We start from the raw sequence: 17,142 nt of genomic DNA, 5'->3' as shown, positions 1-17,142 counted from the left end.
CATGAACGTTAAATTTTACTTTCGTCGGCTTCGTCTCGACTTACGCTTAAAACAATACCGATTGCCAGACCCGTGAAAATGAGTGAGGTGCCGCCCATACTTAGCAAAGGGAGTGGCTGACCCGTTACGGGGGCCAACCCAATCGCTACACAAATGCTGGCGAAAGCCTGAAAGACGATGCTAAACGTTAAACCCGCCGATAACAGTCCTCCAAAGGGGCGGGTTGCCTTTTGGAGGGTTTTCATGCCTCGCCATAAGAACCAGATATAGGCCAGCACGACCGGAATACCGCCCAGTAACAGACCGTATTCTTCGACAATGATGGCGTAAATGAAATCGGAAAATGGATTTGGAAGGGTATTCCGCTGGTGGCTATTGCCAGGCCCCTGACCCGTTAGGCCACCATTGGCCAGGGCAATGTAGGATTGTTCGACCTGGTAAAAAATCGTATCGGAGCTCATGAAATTCTTGACCCGGTTCGAGGCTGTCCCAAAACGTTGTCCGGCCGCCAGGGCTATACCGCCAAACACGACGCAGACCGCAATCATATAGCCCAGGTAGCGGACGGGCACCCGGCCAATGTACATCAGCAAAAAGCAGGTTGCGCCCAGTAGCAGCGCTGTCGACGTATTGGACAGGATAATGAGCGAACAAATAACGCCAATCCAGAGAATCAGGTTAAAGAGCACGATCGGATCGCTCATGAAACGCTGTCGCTTGGCCAGCATCGCGGCCAGATTGGAAATAAGGGCCAGCTTGGCTAAATCGGAGGGCTGAAACGTTTGGTTAATAATCGGAATCGTTACCCAACGCGAGGCATCATTTAGAGTTGACCCCTTGAAAAATGCCCAAAGCAATAGAGGTATGGAGAGCCATAAGCCAAATTTCGAGAGCCGCGCGTAGTATACATAATTGATCTTGTGGGCAAAATACGTACAGGCCAGCCCGATAAGCAGGAGGGACCCATGCTTGAGCAGAAAAATTTCGGTATTCCCATCGAGTTCACGAAAGGCCTTGGTGCCCGTTGCGCTGTAAACAACCAGCACACTCATGATGGACAGATAAAGCACGATCCACCAGATCTGACGGTCGCCTTTAAGATGTGTACGAATCCAGTCGCGAAGAAACATGCTTTTTTGAATGATAAATGATGAATTGTAAATTATAAATGACGGTAGATAAAACCATTTATCATTTATAATTCATCATTGAGGTTTGAACGGCTGCTTTAAACTGATTACCGCGATCTTCGTAATTTTTGAATAAGTCAAAGCTCGCACAAGCGGGTGACAGCAACACAACATCGCCGGGATTTCCCCATTCGAGTCCTTTAGCTATCGCATCAGTAATATCCTGCGTTTCGTAAATGAATGGAACCCTGCTTCCGAAATAATCTACTAATTTATGATTGTCTACGCCTAAACAAATCAGTGCTTTTACTTTTTTATGTACCTGTTCGTCTAACTGGCTGTAATCATTTCCTTTATCCTGGCCGCCTGCAATCCAGATTGTTGGCGCGTCCATACTGGAAAGCGCGTAAAAAACTGAATCGACATTCGTGGCTTTCGAATCATTGATGAACTGAACGCCATTGATCGTCCCGGCGGGTTCAAGGCGGTGTGCGGCATTCTGGAACGTTTTCAGGCCAGCATCAATAGCGTCATTTGATACACCCACCGATTGAGCCATCAGTATAGCTGCCAGCATATTAATGGCATTATGGGGTCCGCGTAGGGGCGTATCGCTTTGCGAAATGGTAAACGAAGACGCTTTGTTTCTCGCGATTAATTGTCCGTCGGTTACATAACCGCCGAGCGAGGGAGCAGCTTTTAAGGAAATGGGCAGGTGCTGTACGTCGGGCTGCCGCTTCGCCAATTCATCCAGGATAGGTTGGCTTTCCATAAAATAAATGAACTTGTCCTGCGGCCGGGCATTCTGTAGAATTCGGAATTTAGAGTCTACGTAATTCTGGAAGGTGTAATTGTACCGATCGAGGTGATCGGGTGTAATATTGAGCAGCACCATGACTTCGAGATGAGTCTGATACATATCGTCCAGTTGAAAGCTGCTCAGTTCCAGTACATAGTAATCGAAGCGATCCGTAATGACCTGCGCGGCAAAACTATCGCCGATGTTTCCGGCCAGCCCTACATTTAGCCCGGCTGTTTTAAGCAGGTGATACGCTAGAAGTGTGGTGGTTGTTTTGCCATTGCTGCCGGTGATCCCGATTAGCGTTGCTTTGGTGTATCGGGCGGCAAATTCGATTTCAGAAATAACCGGTGTTTTTTGGACCCGTAGCTTTTGAACGAGTGGAACCGTGGCTGGAATACCGGGGCTTTTGACAACTTCAGTAGCTGCTAGAATACGTTCTTCGGTGTGTTGACCCTCTTCAAAGGGGATGCCGGCTGTCTGAAGAGTGGTCCTGTATTCGGCCTTAAGTGCCCCTCTATCAGAGAGGAAGACATCAAAACCTTTGGCTTGCGCCAGTAGGGCTGCCCCGACGCCACTTTCGCCCCCGCCCAGAATGACTATTTTTTGAACTGACATAAAAAAGATGTACAGTCAGCAAAATAACGCATAAATGAAGAAGCCCTGACTATAGGTCAGGGCTTCGAGAGTAATTTTTTCTTAGCAGCCGTCAGTCCTTAGCGGCCAGTGACCTGGATAAATGGGTACGATTAGCTAGTTTAACGATCAGAAAAATAACCCAGGCAATGATCAGGAACTGTATAAATGTGTTCAGAAAATTGCCATATCGGATAGCCACTTCAGGGGTTGTACCAACGGCCTCTTTCAGTACAATTTTTAATTGACTAAAGTCGACACCGCCAAGAACTAACCCCAGTATTGGGTTGATAATATCCTCAACTAGAGAGGTTGTAATCTTGCCAAAAGCAGCGCCAATGATGACACCAACGGCTAAATCTAATACGTTACCCTGGGCAATGAATGTGCGAAATTCGTTTAGCATAAGACTATTAACTTAGTTTAGAAAATTAATATACGCTAAAAGCGACCAGAAGTAGGGTCGGCCTTCTCTTTCTTCTTACGGAAAGAACTTAAATTATAGGAAAGCCCAATTGCCAGCGTTTGCTGAATTTGTAAAGAAGCACTAAAATCTTTATTGTAAAGAGCGATAAAGCCAAACGTCGTGTTCAAATACCGACTGACTTTAGCCGTCAAAATCAGGTCGAGCCGGTGGTTAATGTTATCCAGCTCTGCGTAATTAGTAAAAAGTTGATAACGAGCGTTTAAGGATACGTTATCGCTTAAATTTTTATTGAGGACAGCCTGCAGTTGAAACGCCAGCCATTCCATTCGGCTGCTTTTTCCCGGATCAACGCCATAGGCTTTTTGGGTAGGGTCAGCAACATAATTACCCGTTGTGGCGTCTTGGCGTACGCGCACGCTTTGATCCGCTAAGAACGTAAAGCGAGGTGCTAAAGGGCTTAGGCGGAGGGCGAACCAGTCTGTGGGTTTATAGGCCAGACCGGCGGCAAAGGTTAATTGGGCAGGCGCAAAAAAGTTAGAGACTTTGAGGCTGGTTTGATCGGTTGGCAGCTTGTCATACCGGTAACCGGCAGCGAAAAATGTATTGAACGTGCCCGAAATGAACAAATCCCACTTGGGCGCTATTTGATGACCCAACACAGAAATAAGGATAATCTGATCGGCCGCTTTACGGGTATTTCCTAGTTGCGTAACATACCCCAGCTGAAGATCGGCAGTATTGTCCCAGGAAGTTTTTCCCTTTTCATACAAGGCGCGGGCCGCAATTACGCCCCCAATAGCTATCGAATTTACACCCCCTCCCGACCAGTTGCTGAACGATGCCTGATTGAAATTAAGGCCGCCACTGAATGATCGCTGCCAATAGGAAGTGTCGATTTTAACGGCTATTGTATCCTTGAAGTTTGTCGTTACTCGGGTTGAATCCTGGGCTATTACCTGGCTTATAGATAACCAGCCCAGCAGGAGGTATACTAGGTTCTTCATAAACAAACAAGAGAGCTTCTATAGGGAAATTACTGTAAATCAGATGGTTGGAATATCTCTACGTTTTTTGTCTGTAATAGTTGTATCGGAATCACGGTGGTGGTATCACCTGTGCGAAGTGTCAATGACAAGGCGTCAATTTTAATGATTTCGCCTTTCACCTGGTCGATTTGTACGGTCTGCCCTTCTCTGTATTTATTTTTTGTATAAAAGGAAGACAGAATATTGGCCAGCAAATCCCGCGAAGCAAAGCCGTATCCCACCGCAAACGAGAAAATTATTCCCCCAATAATGAGATTGAAACTCGATTCGAGTAGTTCCGTATTGATGCCCGCCTGCCCCAGCGCACTGATGATCGTTACAATCAGAAAAAAGACAAAGACAATCATACTAAGCAGCCGACCCGAACTAATATTGAATGATTTGCATAAGCCAAGGACGGCTTCCCGCAATGCATCGGCCAGTAAAACGCCTACTTGTAACATAATGGCCGCCACAACCAGCTTAGGAATGAAATTCACCAGCGACGACACCATATCCGTGATCACCGCCACGCCTAACGTTTCCGTAGACGCTGTAATAAACATCAGCAGAATGTAGTAGTAGAGGATTTTAGAAATGATCTCGCTAAGTTTAATTTCGGTTTTTAGTTGTTTTATGATACTAATCTCATTTAACCGATTGCCAATTTTATCGAAGCCCACCCGGCCCAGTACCCGCTGAATGATAAAAGATGCTAATCGGGCAACACCAACGCCGATTAACAAGATTAGCATTGCCCCAAATATGCGGGGGACAAATTCAATGAATTGATTGATCAGATTCTGGAATGTATTACGTATTACTTCTGCCAGATTAGGAAGCTGTTTCATAAAGAGGAATTTTTTTCAGTGGGTATTACAAGAAGCGGGTCTACCAGAACAGCAGCCAGATCAAACAGATCGCCGATGTAGACATCGACAAGGGTGATCATATTTCGGATTAAATCTATTTCAGAAACTAATTCATCTTTTAAATGAGGTGGGCAGAGAGCATCTGATTCGAGTTCTTTAAACGGATTGGGGGTTTCCATCGGGAGTTATTTAGCGAAAAGGCCAGCGAATAGAAAGGGCTACTTTAATGGCTATCAACAGCCAGAATACAGCTCCTTCGAGGTAGTGTTTACGCAGTTTATCACGCGACCGTTTGAGTCGCATTTTAACTGCACTCTCTGTCAGACCATTTAGATCAGCAATGTCCCGGATGCTAATGTCATCCTGATATTTCATGAGTAACATAGCCTGTTCGTCGGCAGGGAGTTGATGTAGTGCTATTTGAAGCTGTTTAGCCTCCATCTCAGCCAGTTCGGCCAGGCCATCTTCGTTGCCAACATCTAATCGTTCCCAACCATCGTCCATATAGACTTCCCGACGCAGGTTTTGTGATCGTAGCTGATCTGTACAGTAGTTATAAGTAATTGAATATAACCAGGTTGAAAATTTGGCCTGCTCACGAAAGCTACTCAGTTTTACAACCAGCTTGAGAAAAATATCATGCGTTAGGTCTTCCGCACGGACCGGGTCTTTTATAAACGACAAGCATTTTCGATAAACTCTATCGCAGTATCGTTCATATAGTCGCTCAAAGTATGCGTTCCGCTGCGTTTCTACGTACAGACGTACTAACTCCTCATCTGAAATAGTGTCCATTCTTTACAATGATGGTTGATAAGACAGGAAAAGGTGCTGAAAGTAACAGCAGCTTAAGGTCCATTAGTAAAAAATGTCATTAATGTTAAACTATCCAGGGAAAGGTTACAAGAGGCTGAGTCACTTCTATCAGGCTGCATGATAACCCTTTTTCAGTCCGGCTTTGCTGGCTAGTTGCTGTCAATGATATTATGTAAAATAGGGTCAACAAGAAGCAAAAATAGTAAAAAATGATTAGTTAAGTATAAATTAAATTATTAATAGTGTATAATAAAAAGATACTTATAGCAGTTTGTATCTTGTTTAGATAGAACCCACCACACTTATTGGATAACACGCTTCTAACCGAGTACGCTCTGCTATCTGAATCATCTAATTCAGCGCTATCTTTTTCGATTTAAAATAGGACCTCTATAAACGAAAAATACCCGGCTCTTCAGCCGGGTATTTTTACCAATGTTGACAAAGAAATTTAACCAATCGATACCCGCTTGAAAGCAGTTACGGTTAGTCCTTTGCTGGTTTTCTCTAATAATTGAGCAATTGTCAATGAGTTGTCTTTTACAAACTCCTGGTTCAACAAGGTGTTATCCTTGTAGAATTTGTTAAGTTTACCCATGGCAATTTTTTCGAGCATCGCTTCTGGCTTGCCTTCCTGGCGAGCCTGTTCTTTGCCGATTTCAATTTCACGCTGTACAATTGTTGCATCAACGCCGTCTTTATCTAAAGCAACCGGCTTCATAGCAGCAATCTGCATGGCAATGTCTTTGCCCACTTCCGTTACGTCCGTACCATTTGTATTCGTCATGCCAACCAATACGCCTAATTTGCCGTTCGAGTGGATATACGATACAACTTGGTCGGCAGAAACGGTTTCAAAAGAAGCGACATCAACTTTCTCGCCAATTTTACCCATCAGATCAGTGATATGATCCTGAAGTGAACGACCATCAGCTTGGGGTGTAGCCAGCAACGTAGCTTTGTCCGTCGCGTCCGTCGCAACGGCGGTGCTCATGACCGTCATCGCTAAGTTCTGGAAGTCAGCTACTTTAGATACGGGCTCGGTTTCGCAAGCCAGGGCGATGACTTTACCACTTTTGCCATCAGGACTGACGTGAGCCAGGACAATGCCTTCGGCCGTTGTATTGTCAGCCCGTTTATCGGCTATTTTCTGCCCCTGCTTACGCAGGATTTCTTTTGCTTTTTCAAAGTCGCCATCGGCTTCGGTGAGGGCTTTTTTACAGTCCATCATGCCGGCTCCGGTCTCTTGCCGAAGTTTATTTACGTCAGCAGCAGTAATTGCCATAATAATAGGGGATTGTCTAATTAAATTGCCAAAAAATGTTTGGTAGTCAAGGCGTTGTGTCCCGAAACGGAATAGCCCATAGCGGCTGGCTACGGGCTATTTCAGTGTCGGGTTTATCGTACTCGGTATTCAGTTTATTCGGCGTTGACAACCGTAGCGACGGGCCACCGTAAACTGTATACCATAAACCTGTTTATGCGTCCTGCTCGTCTTCAGCGACAGCGGCCGGAGTAGCAGCTTCTGGCTGAGTTTCGCCTTCGGCCTTAGCCTGGGCAAGATCTTCAGACCGTTTGGCTTCTTCTTCTTCCTGAACGCGTTGATCGTCTTTATCCTGTTTGCGCTCCATCAGACCTTCTTCGATGGCCTTACCGATGGCAAGCGTAATCAGCGAAATCGACTTGTATGCATCATCATTAGCTGGAATAGCGAAGTCAACTTCTTCGGGGTTCGAGTTCGTATCGCACATAGCAAATACGGGGATACCCAGACGATGAGCTTCGGCAACAGCAATGTGTTCACGCTTTACGTCAACAACGAACAAAGCAGCTGGCAAACGGGTCAGATCGGCAATACCGCCCAAGACGCGCTCCAGTTTTTCTTTGTCACGGCTACGGGTCAAACGCTCACGCTTGGCAATACTTTTGACGGTCTCCTCGTCTTTCAGCATTTTGTCCAGCGTTTGCATTTTCTTCAGCGACTTGCGGATCGTAGCGAAGTTCGTTAACATACCGCCCTGCCAGCGATCGGTAACGTAAGGCATTTTCAGGCGACGCGCTTCTTCCGAAACGATTTCCTGAGCCTGCTTCTTCGTAGCCACAAACATCACTTTCCGGCCTGAGCGAACGATACCTTTAATGGCGTTCGCAGCTTCGTCCAGCGCAGCAACTGTTTTGTTGAGGTCAATAATATGGATGCCGTTCTTCTCCATGAAGATGTACGGAGCCATCCGGGGGTCCCACTTACGCGTAAGGTGGCCAAAGTGCACACCAGCGTCGAGGAGGTCTTTATATTCAATTTGTGCCATTTCAGACTTTGAAAATGAATGTTGTTAAAAAATACGCAGCACCACCCGTCGGCATCATCTAAGGGTAGTCTGGACAAAATCGGTATAAGATTTACTGTTTTCAGTGGTCGGTTATCCGCAAATAAGTTGAAAATCTGACAGAAAACCGTAAACTGAATACGGGAAACCAAATTAACGTTTCGAGAACTGGAACCGACGACGGGCTTTCCGACGACCGTATTTCTTCCGTTCTACCATACGCGAATCCCGCGTCAGGAAGCCTTCTTTTTTAAGGGCCGGGCGGAACTCAGCGTTCATTTCGACGAGTGCACGGGCAATAGCCATACGGGTAGCTTCGGCTTGTCCAGCCACACCACCACCGCGAACGTTCACTTTTACGTCATAACCACCCACACCGTTAACGGTGGCGAAGGGCTGGTTCAGAATGATTTGCAGGACTTCGGTAGGAAAATACTGTTTGTAATCTTTTCCGTTCACCGAGATGGCTCCGCTGCCCGCCGACATGTAGATGCGGGAGATGGCAGTTTTACGGCGGCCAATGGTATTAATACGATCCATTATGACTTAGAATTTAACTTCTGTTGGTTGCTGAGCCTCGTGAGGGTGTTGACCACCGGCATAAACGTACAGGTTGGTATACAACCGACGACCGAGCCGATTTTTCGGCAACATACCTTTTACGGCGTGTTCGATGATACGCTCGGGGTGTTTTTCAAGCAGCAACCGGGGCGATGCGAACCGTTGACCACCAGGATAACCTGTGTGGCGGACGTAGACTTTGTCGGTCATCTTGGCACCGGTCAGGCGAACCTTATCGGCATTGATGACAATCACGTTGTCTCCGCAGTCAACGTGTGGCGTGAAGTTGGTTTTGTGTTTGCCGCGAATCAGGCGTGCGATGTTGCTGGCCAGCCGACCGAGCACTTCACCCTGAGCGTCAACCACAATCCACTCCTTCTGCGCCGTTTCTTTGTTGGCAGAGATGGTTTTGTAACTGAGCGTATTCACTATTATGGAGACTAATTGTTTGATTTATAATACCTTACCTGTATAAAAAACAGGCCCGTCCTGAAACGGGAGTGCAAATATAGGAGATATAGCACTGAAATACAAGGGGATAATAAGAAATCATGCCTACCGCAGCTTCAGCGTCGCCAAGGCCAGTACCGCCAGGATAATTCCGACGATCCAGAAGCGGGTCACGAGCTTGGCTTCGTGGTAGCCTTTCTTTTGAAAATGGTGGTGAAGTGGTGACATCAGGAAGATTCGCCTGCCCTCGCCATACTTTCGTTTGGTGTATTTAAAATAGCTGACCTGCATGATTACCGACACCAGCTCGACCAGGAAAATGCCGCATATAATGGGAATCATCAATTCCTTTCGAATAGCCAGAAACAAGACGGCAATCACACCCCCGAGCATCAAACTGCCCGTGTCGCCCATGAATACCTGAGCCGGGTACGAGTTGTACCACAAAAATCCAACGCAGGCCCCCACAAAAGCCGCACAGAAAATTACCAGCTCGCCCGAATTCGGGATGTACATGATGTTGAGGTATTGCGAGAAAACCTTGTTACCCGACAGGTAAGCCAATACCCCAATCGTAAGGCCAATAATGACGGACGTTCCGGCGGCCAGCCCGTCGATTCCGTCTGTAATATTCGCGCCGTTCGATACCGCCGTAATGATAAATATGCAGATAATGACGTAAATGATCCACGTGTAACTATCCGGAACAAGTCCGAAGAGCAGCGAGTGGTAATCAAATTCGTTGTTTTTAATGAACGGCACCGTTGTCAGGGTAGACTTGATATCGGTGTACACGTCTGGTACGTTGGAGGTATTCAGCAGCCGGGGCGCGTAGACCCGAATTTTAACGGAGTCGTTGAAGTATAACGTTAAGCCGACAATAAGCCCCAGACCAACCTGCCCAACGACTTTGAACTTCCCTTCCAGCCCTTCTTTGTTTTTCTTGAAAACCTTGATGTAATCGTCCAGGAAGCCAATTAAACCTGTCCAGACGGTCGATACCAGCGCCAGGATCACATAGACATTTGTCAGTTTGGCAAACAACAGGGCGGGAATCAGTAGAGACGCCAGAATGATGAAGCCGCCCATGGTGGGCGTACCGCGTTTCTGTAATTGGCCCTCGAGGCCTAAATCACGGATGGATTCGCCAATTTGCAGGTTACGCAGCGTATCGATGATGCGCCGACCGAAAATAGCTGCTATGAGCAATGATGTAATAACAGCACCAAGCGCCCGGAATGAAATATATTGAAAAACCCCCGCGCCGGGGAAGTTGTAGCGTTCGTCAAGAAACTGAAAGAGGTAATAGAGCATAATGGCGAATGAGTGAATGAGTGAATGAGTGAGTGATTGAATACAGTAGGGCGGTTATTCAATCACTCAATCATTCACTCATTCAAAATTGTACATGGACCAAAGTTACTGATTTCGACGTTCTGTAAAAGCCTCCCGCAGGACAACCCGATCATCGAAGTCATATTTAACGCCTTTTATCTCTTGATAGGTCTCATGTCCCTTTCCAGCTATCAAAATAATATCATGCGGACGGGCCAAGGAAACGGCCTGACGGATGGCTTCGTGCCGGTCTTCTATCGTCATGGTCTTCTTGACGTCGACGGGCGACACACCAGCCTGCATCTGCTCCAGAATGGCCATTGGCTCTTCGTTGCGGGGGTTGTCGGAGGTCAGAATAACGCGGTTACTTAACCGGCAGGCGATGTCGGCCATAATCGGGCGTTTGGCGGCATCGCGGTTGCCTCCACAGCCGACCACGGTGATAACCTGCGGCAGGTAATCCTGTTCGTCGGAAGTGCGTAATTCATTGATGGTTTCCAGAACATTCAGCAGGGCATCGGGCGTGTGGGCGTAATCCACAATACCCACAATCTGATCATCGGAAACCACCTGCTCAAAACGGCCCGACGGGGGCGTAATGCCTGATAAGGACGTCAGGACTTCGGTCGGGTCTTCGCCCAGCAACAGGGCGGTTCCGTATACGCTCAGAAGGTTATACGCATTGAAACGGCCAATGAGCTTGAACCAGACCTCGCGGTCGTCGATGAGCATGTTCAGCCCAAACAGGCTGTCGGCAATGACCTTTCCCTTAAACGAAGCCAGGGTTTGCAGCGAGTAGGTTTCTTTCCGGGCTGCCGTATTCTGGAGCATGACCAGTCCGCGCTTATCGTCCACATTGGTCAGGGCGAAGGCCGTTGCCGGAAGCTGGTCGAAGAATCCTTTTTTTGCCCGGATGTATTTGTCGAATGTACCGTGGAAATCGAGGTGATCGTGCGTGATATTGGTAAAAATACCCCCTGCAAACGTCAAGCCGGCAATACGCTCCTGCACGACCGCATGCGAACTGACTTCCATGAACACGTGCGTACAGCCGTGTGCCAGCATTCGGGTGAGGAGTTGATTGGTGGTAATGACATCGGGCGTTGTGTGGGTGGCGGGTATCACCTCGTCGTCAATCTGGTTTTGAACCGTCGAAAGGAGGCCGCAGCGGTAGCCCAGCGAACGGAACAGCCGGAATAGCAGCGTGGCTACGGAAGTTTTGCCATTTGTGCCGGTCACGCCGACCAGTTTTACTTTCTTCGAGGGCTGATCGTAAAAGTTGGCTGCGGCAAAGCCCATTGTCCTGGCCGAGTCCTGCACCCGTACATACCCGACAGTCGGGTCAATGTCTGCCGGAAATTCTTCGCACAGAATAGCGCTGGCCCCCTGGCTGATGGCGGTTTCTATGTAGGCATGGCCGTCGGTGAGGGTGCCGCGTACGGCAATGAATAAACTGCCCGGCCCGACCTTGCGCGAGTCCATGGTTAGGCTCGTTACGTCGGTGTTCATGCTACCGGATGTTGCCAGTAGCGGAATTTTATAAAAGAGATCTTTGAGTTGCATTCGCGGGTCGAACGAACAACAGGTTCGTTTGTCGGATGCAAAAAAAAGGGTTAGGGGCAGGACTACCTAATTTTATCTGCTCAGGTTTACCCCAGCGTTAAGGTTATTACTTTTCCTGTCGTCTTATCGGTTTCCTGTCCCGGCGTTATCGACTGCTCTTTTACTTTGCCCCGGCCTTCAACCAGCACCCGGAAGCCCCGGTTTTCGAGTAAAAACAACGCATCGCGCAGGGGCAGGCCCCGCACATCGGGAACGCGGTCGGCGCGCGTAGGCCGGCCTTTCCAATGCCCGTTTGATGTTGCTTCAACCCAGCCTTCAGTCGATGGCTCGTTCGGCAGGTTCAGAGCCGAACTGATCGTATGGATATCATCGGCATAGCCCGCTACCAGATCTGTCGATGAGCGGGGTTGCGATACATTAGCCCGGATAGGTGCGTGCATTTGATAGTCGTAAGCAACGATCCGATCCGCTACAGCCTTGAAGACCGGTGCCGACACGGCTCCCGCGTATAAACTACCCTTATTTTCGCCCTGCTGTGGATTGTCAACCACCGCGATCATGCTGTATTTGGGGTTATTGGCCGGAAAATAGCCAATGAACGACGTATAATAACGCCCCACCTGATACTGTCCGTCAATCACTTTCTGGGCAGTGCCTGTTTTGCCGGCAATGGCATAAAACGGGTTGTTAATGTGTTTGGCCGTACCATGTTCGACAACGCCCCGCAGTAAATCCTGGGCCTTGCGCGCCGTTTCTTTCGAGCAGATCGGGTCGGGAGCGATGTAGGGCTTGTTATCCTCGATCAGCTCGTCGGCCAGTTTGATCTGCTTAACGATAACCGGACGAACCCACCGTCCGCCATTGGCGACAGCATTATAGAAAGCCAGCATCTGCAACGGTGTAATCTGCATTTCATAACCGTAGCACATCGACGTCAGCGATACTTTGCTCCAGCCTTTCATATCGGGATTGCGCACAACGGGCATGGCTTCGCCTTTCATGTGAATACCCGTGGGCTGGGTCAGGTGAAACTTCCGCAGGTAACGGCAATAGAGGTCGGGCCGCTTATAGAAATAACTGCGCATCAGCAAATGAGTGCCAATGTTCGATGATTTTTCGAATACCTGACGGGCCGTGAGGGTGCCTGAGCCACCGCCATTGGAATCCACAATTTTCAGTCCATTGTATTTAACCGCGTGCTGGCCCGTTTCGACGATCTGATTGAGTGAAATGGCTTTCTCTTCCATCAGGGCCATCATAGTGGCCAGCTTGAAGGTAGAGCCGGGGTCAGTTCGGCCAGCCAGCGCATGGTTGAAATTCTCAACGAAACGAACAGTACCATCGCTGCCTTTTACTTTCGTCAGGTTGGCCATCGCCCGGATTTCGCCCGTGGCTACTTCCATAACGATCACGCAGCCTTTAGAGGCACTGTATTTTTCCAGCGTTGTCCGCAGCGCCGATTCGGCCATATCCTGGTAATTGACGTCAATCGTCGTGTACAGGTCCATGCCCGGTTCGGGTCTCATTTCGGGGCCATCGTCAACGGGTTTCCGGATTCCTCCCGATAATACTTCCACCAGGCCAACGGCATTACGACCGGCTAAGGCTGGCTGAAAACTAGCTTCCAGGCCAATCAGACCCCGCCCCGTTTTGGCATTGAGGTTACCAATCGTGCGCTCGGCCATCTGGTCGTAGGGGTGGTAGCGTTCGTAATACGGGCGGAGGACACCCCCCCGGGCCGCAACTTTATTAGAAGACCGAAAGAACGGCCATTTAAGCATTTGCTGCCGCTCCATAAACGTGACCCGCCGACGGTTTAGCAACACGTACCGGCGTTTGTGGACGCGCGCATCCCGAACAAGGTCCGTATAGTCACGCGCCGAGCGATCCCGGTAAATTCGGGATAACAGCAGGCCCAGTGAATCTACTTTTTTGTTAAAGTACTCGGGTTTGGCCATGGTAGGGTCCAGACCAACTACATAAGTTGGCAACGAAGTAGCCAGTAAGCTGCCATCGTTTGCGTAGATATTTCCCCGCATAGCCCGCACCGTATCCCGCTGAATCAGGGTGGCGGCCACACGTTCCCGCCAGAATTTCCCTTTCAGGTCTTTCTTGAAATACTGAACCGAGACTAGCCGGATGACGACGCCAACGGCCAGGAAAATGACAATGTAAAAGACGTGATTCGCCCGTTGAATGATATCCTGCTTAATGTTCATCGGTCTTAACCACAATTTTATGGGGTGGAGTCTGGCTATCGGCCAGGCCGAGTGTTGCCACACGTTTACTGATTTCAGATTGTTTGCCGCTCTTGTTGAAGTCGGCCTGCAGGACCGTAAACTGCGATCTCAATTCATCGACCTGGGCTTTGGCGCGTTGGGTTCGCCGAACCAGCCGTTCGGCGTTGTGATTCAGGCCAATGTAGAGAATAAGCAGGAACGTGACCCACAGAATGCGGTCGATGTGCTGAATTGGCCAGGCATTATCTTCCCCAAACAGACGGTCTAACCCGATGAATTCATTGAGCCAGGAAGCCAGTTTAAGCTTGCGCCGTTGTTTTTTCTGCTTGGCTATACGCTCGGGTTGCCGGAAGGTATTTTTAGCCATGATGGGTTAGGGTACGATGTATGTACAAAGAAACAAAATCATCGCGATGGACACCGCCCGGTCGTAGCTAAATTTTGCAAAATCCGAGTTAACTCACTCTTTCCACCGCCATTCGTTGGCAATTTGCAGGGGCGTACGGAGCCCTTGTGTCACCAGATAATCGCGGGTTTGCGCATCCGTTTGCCGGTGGGCCGGAATGTCATCGGCGTCGGCCAGGGCGTAGAGCAGCATGGACGAATACCGAACCGTGTTTTTTAACTGGCTGGCATTGACGAGGGTCATACGGTCGCAGTTGGCGTGGTAGCAATCGAGGACCTCTCTTGACAAATGGCCATTCATCCCCACCACCGGAACCCCTTCCAGCATAAACGGCTGATGGTCGGAGTGCAGACCGGCCTGGTTTTCCATTTGATTGGGAAAGGCTGGTTCAACGTCTTTCATCGTTTCGCCGATGGTGTTCAAAAACGAAACCATATCGGAGCGGCCAAATGCGTTCAGACCAGTCGGGTCATTGGTCATGTCGAGGTTCATCATATAACGTACCTTGTCCAGTTCACCCGACTTTTTAAGTTTTTCGACCATCGCACGTGAGCCGAGCAGGCCCTGTTCTTCGCCCATAAACAGAACGAACTCTACGGTGCGTTTGGGCTTTAATTTCAAGGCTTTGAAGGTGCGGGCAATGTCCATAATGGCAAAGGAGCCAATGCCATTGTCGATAGCGCCCGTGGCCAGATCCCAGGAGTCCAGATGGCCACCAACGATAATTTTTTCGTCGGGGTAGGTCGAGCCTCTCAGGGTTGCCACCACATTGCGAGCCCGTATCTTCCGGCTCGTGTTGGTCATGTGAATCTGCGCGTGTAATTTTTCAGGTTCTTCCTGCATCCATGCCCGCAGCGCCTGACCACTTTCAAGAGAAATACAAACCGACGGAATGGGGATCAGCTTGCCCGTTATCGAAGCTGTTCCGGTCAGCAGCACATTGCCCGCTACCAGATTGACCATGATGACGCCCGTAGCGCCATATTGAATAGCCAGGGCGGTCTTTTCGGATCGATGCAGGTTTCGGGCGCCCTGCGTTGGGGCTGCCAGACCGATGTTCACCAACGCGACTTTTCCCTTTAGCTTGTTTTTGAGGGCCGCAAAATCGCCTTCCAGCCCGTTGCCGACGTCAACGATTTCTCCCTGCACATGGGCTTCTACGGGCGAATGGGCCAGGGCCACCACCGGGACATCCCGAAAATTGTCACTCTTGTTGGGGACAATAGCCAGCGTGACCGTGTCGCGCATCCATGATTCTACTTCAAAAGGCTCGTAGCGAATCTCCTTAAACCCATATGATGACAGCAAGTTGAACGCATACGCTTCGGCGCGTGCCCCGTTAGGACTTCCCGTTAGTCGATGACCCACCCGTTGAGAGGCATCGGCCAGGGTTTCGTAAGCGCGGCTGTGTTCGATTACCTCCGTGTTTATGCGGGTAAATGCCTTACGAAAGGAAAGCGTACCGGGGTAAAAAGCCGTTAATGTACTGGCTGTGCCAATATAGAGCAACACAAGTCGAAAACGAGGCACGTAAAATGTGCGGGCCATGGGAAGACAGATGGAAGAGTGCCTAATTAAAAAAAGATAACCGATTTAGACGCCGAAAGAGTAGACGCAAAGTAGGGGTAAAGCGTTCGCTCTATTTTAAGAAAAATATATAATTCAAGGATAAGGGCCTATTTTCAATTTAGTTTTTATTTAAAGGTCCATGTTTGAGCCATCGTGTACGGGTAAACTCGTCACTGGGCTTGCCCGATCTGCTGGTGTTTCATCGGTTTCAGGTAAACGGTTTGGCGTCCCGCCAGCCAGTTTGGGTCAATACCAACGACACCGAACACACGATCCCAGCTCCGCTCGAAACAGTGGGCTGCATCCGGAAAGGAAACCGAGATGTTCAGGGCCTGTTCATAAAAGGCGCGCGGTCTGCGTTGAACAACGGTTCTGTGAACCGCAAACTGAGCACCCAGCACGAAGGTATATAAATCTGGCCCATCGGTGCCAACTAACGCACGATGAAACCCAGGCAAATCAAGGCATCGCCCATCTTCGTTTTTACTCCAGGGGACAAAGAGCCGATGTCCCTGGTTATCGTCGGTGTCGATCAGATGCCCGAACCACCGGAATTGTTGACTTGCACCGGGATTAATCCCGGTGCAAGTCAACAATTCCGAGTCAAACTCCCGTACTGTCTTCTTGAAATCATAGGCATGATCGAACGGCTTGCCCTGGCAGAAGATCGTCCATTCGGTCAGCGAATCGTAGCGGCTGACGAGGTGGTGCAAATACGTATGGGCTTCCCGTCCGATGTTGGGCAGTGGGAGAGTTGGATACTCGGTTATGGGCTCAGGACCTTTAGTATACACCGTCCTGCGCAAGCCCATTGGCAGGTTACGTAGCCAATTGAGGTTTTCCGTATAGTGAGCAACAACGAGTTCGAGCATGGAATCATAACCGTCAGAACCGATCGGTCAGGCAAAGATGGCGAAGAAATTAATGGTCTCTTTATGGGCCCAGCTAACCGTTGCGCCCAAACAAACATTATTTTTACGGACGAA

The 17,142-nt window shown here is 49.0% G+C and carries 17 protein-coding genes; all 17 read right to left on the bottom strand.

All coding sequences use genetic code 11. The annotated features are described in order from the left end of the window. Positions 1 to 8: 8 nt before the first annotated feature. The 17 genes from ACYVAM_RS22565 to ACYVAM_RS22485 all read right to left on the bottom strand — a co-directional run bounded on the left by ACYVAM_RS22565 (position 9) and on the right by ACYVAM_RS22485 (position 17,028). Positions 9 to 1,130, bottom strand: a complete 1,122-nt coding sequence (locus tag ACYVAM_RS22565; RefSeq protein ID WP_046576897.1) for an FtsW/RodA/SpoVE family cell cycle protein — start codon at positions 1,128 to 1,130, stop codon at positions 9 to 11. A gap of 61 nt (positions 1,131 to 1,191) precedes the next feature. Continuing rightward, positions 1,192 to 2,547 carry a UDP-N-acetylmuramoyl-L-alanine--D-glutamate ligase gene (gene murD, locus ACYVAM_RS22560; RefSeq protein WP_461071266.1) on the bottom strand — a complete coding sequence of 452 codons (1,356 nt, stop codon included), beginning with the start codon at positions 2,545 to 2,547 and terminating at the stop codon, positions 1,192 to 1,194. Positions 2,548 to 2,638: 91 nt separating this feature from the next. Beyond that, positions 2,639 to 2,971 carry a large-conductance mechanosensitive channel protein MscL gene (gene mscL, locus ACYVAM_RS22555; RefSeq protein ID WP_461071264.1) on the bottom strand — a complete coding sequence of 111 codons (333 nt, stop codon included), beginning with the start codon at positions 2,969 to 2,971 and terminating at the stop codon, positions 2,639 to 2,641. A 35-nt stretch (positions 2,972 to 3,006) separates the two neighbouring features. Beyond that, entirely contained in the window at positions 3,007 to 3,996 is a 990-nt protein-coding gene (locus ACYVAM_RS22550; RefSeq protein WP_461071262.1) for a DUF3078 domain-containing protein, read from the bottom strand. Positions 3,997 to 4,025: 29 nt separating this feature from the next. Then, positions 4,026 to 4,868, bottom strand: coding sequence for a mechanosensitive ion channel family protein (locus tag ACYVAM_RS22545; protein WP_461071260.1), 843 nt, complete (start codon positions 4,866 to 4,868; stop codon positions 4,026 to 4,028). Further along, positions 4,865 to 5,068 (bottom strand): hypothetical protein, encoded by a 204-nt coding sequence (locus tag ACYVAM_RS22540; protein WP_461071258.1) that lies wholly within the window; start codon positions 5,066 to 5,068, stop codon positions 4,865 to 4,867. The genes ACYVAM_RS22545 and ACYVAM_RS22540 overlap by 4 nt, the downstream gene beginning before the upstream one ends. 10 nt (positions 5,069 to 5,078) lie before the next feature. Further along, positions 5,079 to 5,684: an RNA polymerase sigma factor gene (locus ACYVAM_RS22535; RefSeq protein WP_461071256.1), complete on the bottom strand. Its 606-nt coding sequence runs from the start codon at positions 5,682 to 5,684 to the stop codon at positions 5,079 to 5,081. Between the two features lie 472 nt (positions 5,685 to 6,156). After that, positions 6,157 to 6,990: a translation elongation factor Ts gene (gene tsf / locus ACYVAM_RS22530; protein ID WP_461071254.1), complete on the bottom strand. Its 834-nt coding sequence runs from the start codon at positions 6,988 to 6,990 to the stop codon at positions 6,157 to 6,159. Positions 6,991 to 7,183: 193 nt separating this feature from the next. Further along, positions 7,184 to 8,014: a 30S ribosomal protein S2 gene (gene rpsB, locus ACYVAM_RS22525; protein ID WP_461071252.1), complete on the bottom strand. Its 831-nt coding sequence runs from the start codon at positions 8,012 to 8,014 to the stop codon at positions 7,184 to 7,186. 171 nt (positions 8,015 to 8,185) lie between these two features. Beyond that, positions 8,186 to 8,572 carry a 30S ribosomal protein S9 gene (gene rpsI, locus ACYVAM_RS22520; RefSeq protein WP_012929223.1) on the bottom strand — a complete coding sequence of 129 codons (387 nt, stop codon included), beginning with the start codon at positions 8,570 to 8,572 and terminating at the stop codon, positions 8,186 to 8,188. Positions 8,573 to 8,578: 6 nt separating this feature from the next. Beyond that, positions 8,579 to 9,022, bottom strand: coding sequence for a 50S ribosomal protein L13 (gene rplM / locus ACYVAM_RS22515; RefSeq protein WP_461071250.1), 444 nt, complete (start codon positions 9,020 to 9,022; stop codon positions 8,579 to 8,581). A gap of 126 nt (positions 9,023 to 9,148) precedes the next feature. After that, positions 9,149 to 10,357, bottom strand: a complete 1,209-nt coding sequence (gene mraY, locus ACYVAM_RS22510; protein ID WP_461071248.1) for a phospho-N-acetylmuramoyl-pentapeptide-transferase — start codon at positions 10,355 to 10,357, stop codon at positions 9,149 to 9,151. Positions 10,358 to 10,462: 105 nt separating this feature from the next. Then, entirely contained in the window at positions 10,463 to 11,941 is a 1,479-nt protein-coding gene (locus ACYVAM_RS22505) for a UDP-N-acetylmuramoyl-L-alanyl-D-glutamate--2,6-diaminopimelate ligase (RefSeq protein WP_461071246.1), read from the bottom strand. An 86-nt stretch (positions 11,942 to 12,027) separates the two neighbouring features. Further along, a complete protein-coding gene (locus ACYVAM_RS22500) occupies positions 12,028 to 14,160 on the bottom strand; it encodes a penicillin-binding protein (protein ID WP_461071244.1) in 2,133 nt (710 codons plus the stop codon). Beyond that, a complete protein-coding gene (locus ACYVAM_RS22495) occupies positions 14,150 to 14,548 on the bottom strand; it encodes an FtsL-like putative cell division protein (RefSeq protein ID WP_460940378.1) in 399 nt (132 codons plus the stop codon). The genes ACYVAM_RS22500 and ACYVAM_RS22495 overlap by 11 nt, the downstream gene beginning before the upstream one ends. A gap of 93 nt (positions 14,549 to 14,641) precedes the next feature. Further along, the gene (locus ACYVAM_RS22490; protein ID WP_461071242.1) at positions 14,642 to 16,135 is read right to left on the bottom strand and encodes a M20/M25/M40 family metallo-hydrolase; all 1,494 of its coding nucleotides are present in this window, start codon (positions 16,133 to 16,135) and stop codon (positions 14,642 to 14,644) included. Between the two features lie 191 nt (positions 16,136 to 16,326). Then, a complete protein-coding gene (locus tag ACYVAM_RS22485) occupies positions 16,327 to 17,028 on the bottom strand; it encodes a DUF3431 domain-containing protein (RefSeq protein WP_461071240.1) in 702 nt (233 codons plus the stop codon). Positions 17,029 to 17,142 lie beyond the last annotated feature (114 nt).

The sequence above is a fragment of the Spirosoma horti genome (genome assembly GCF_054776595.1).
This window is presented reverse-complemented; position numbering and strand designations above follow the sequence as displayed.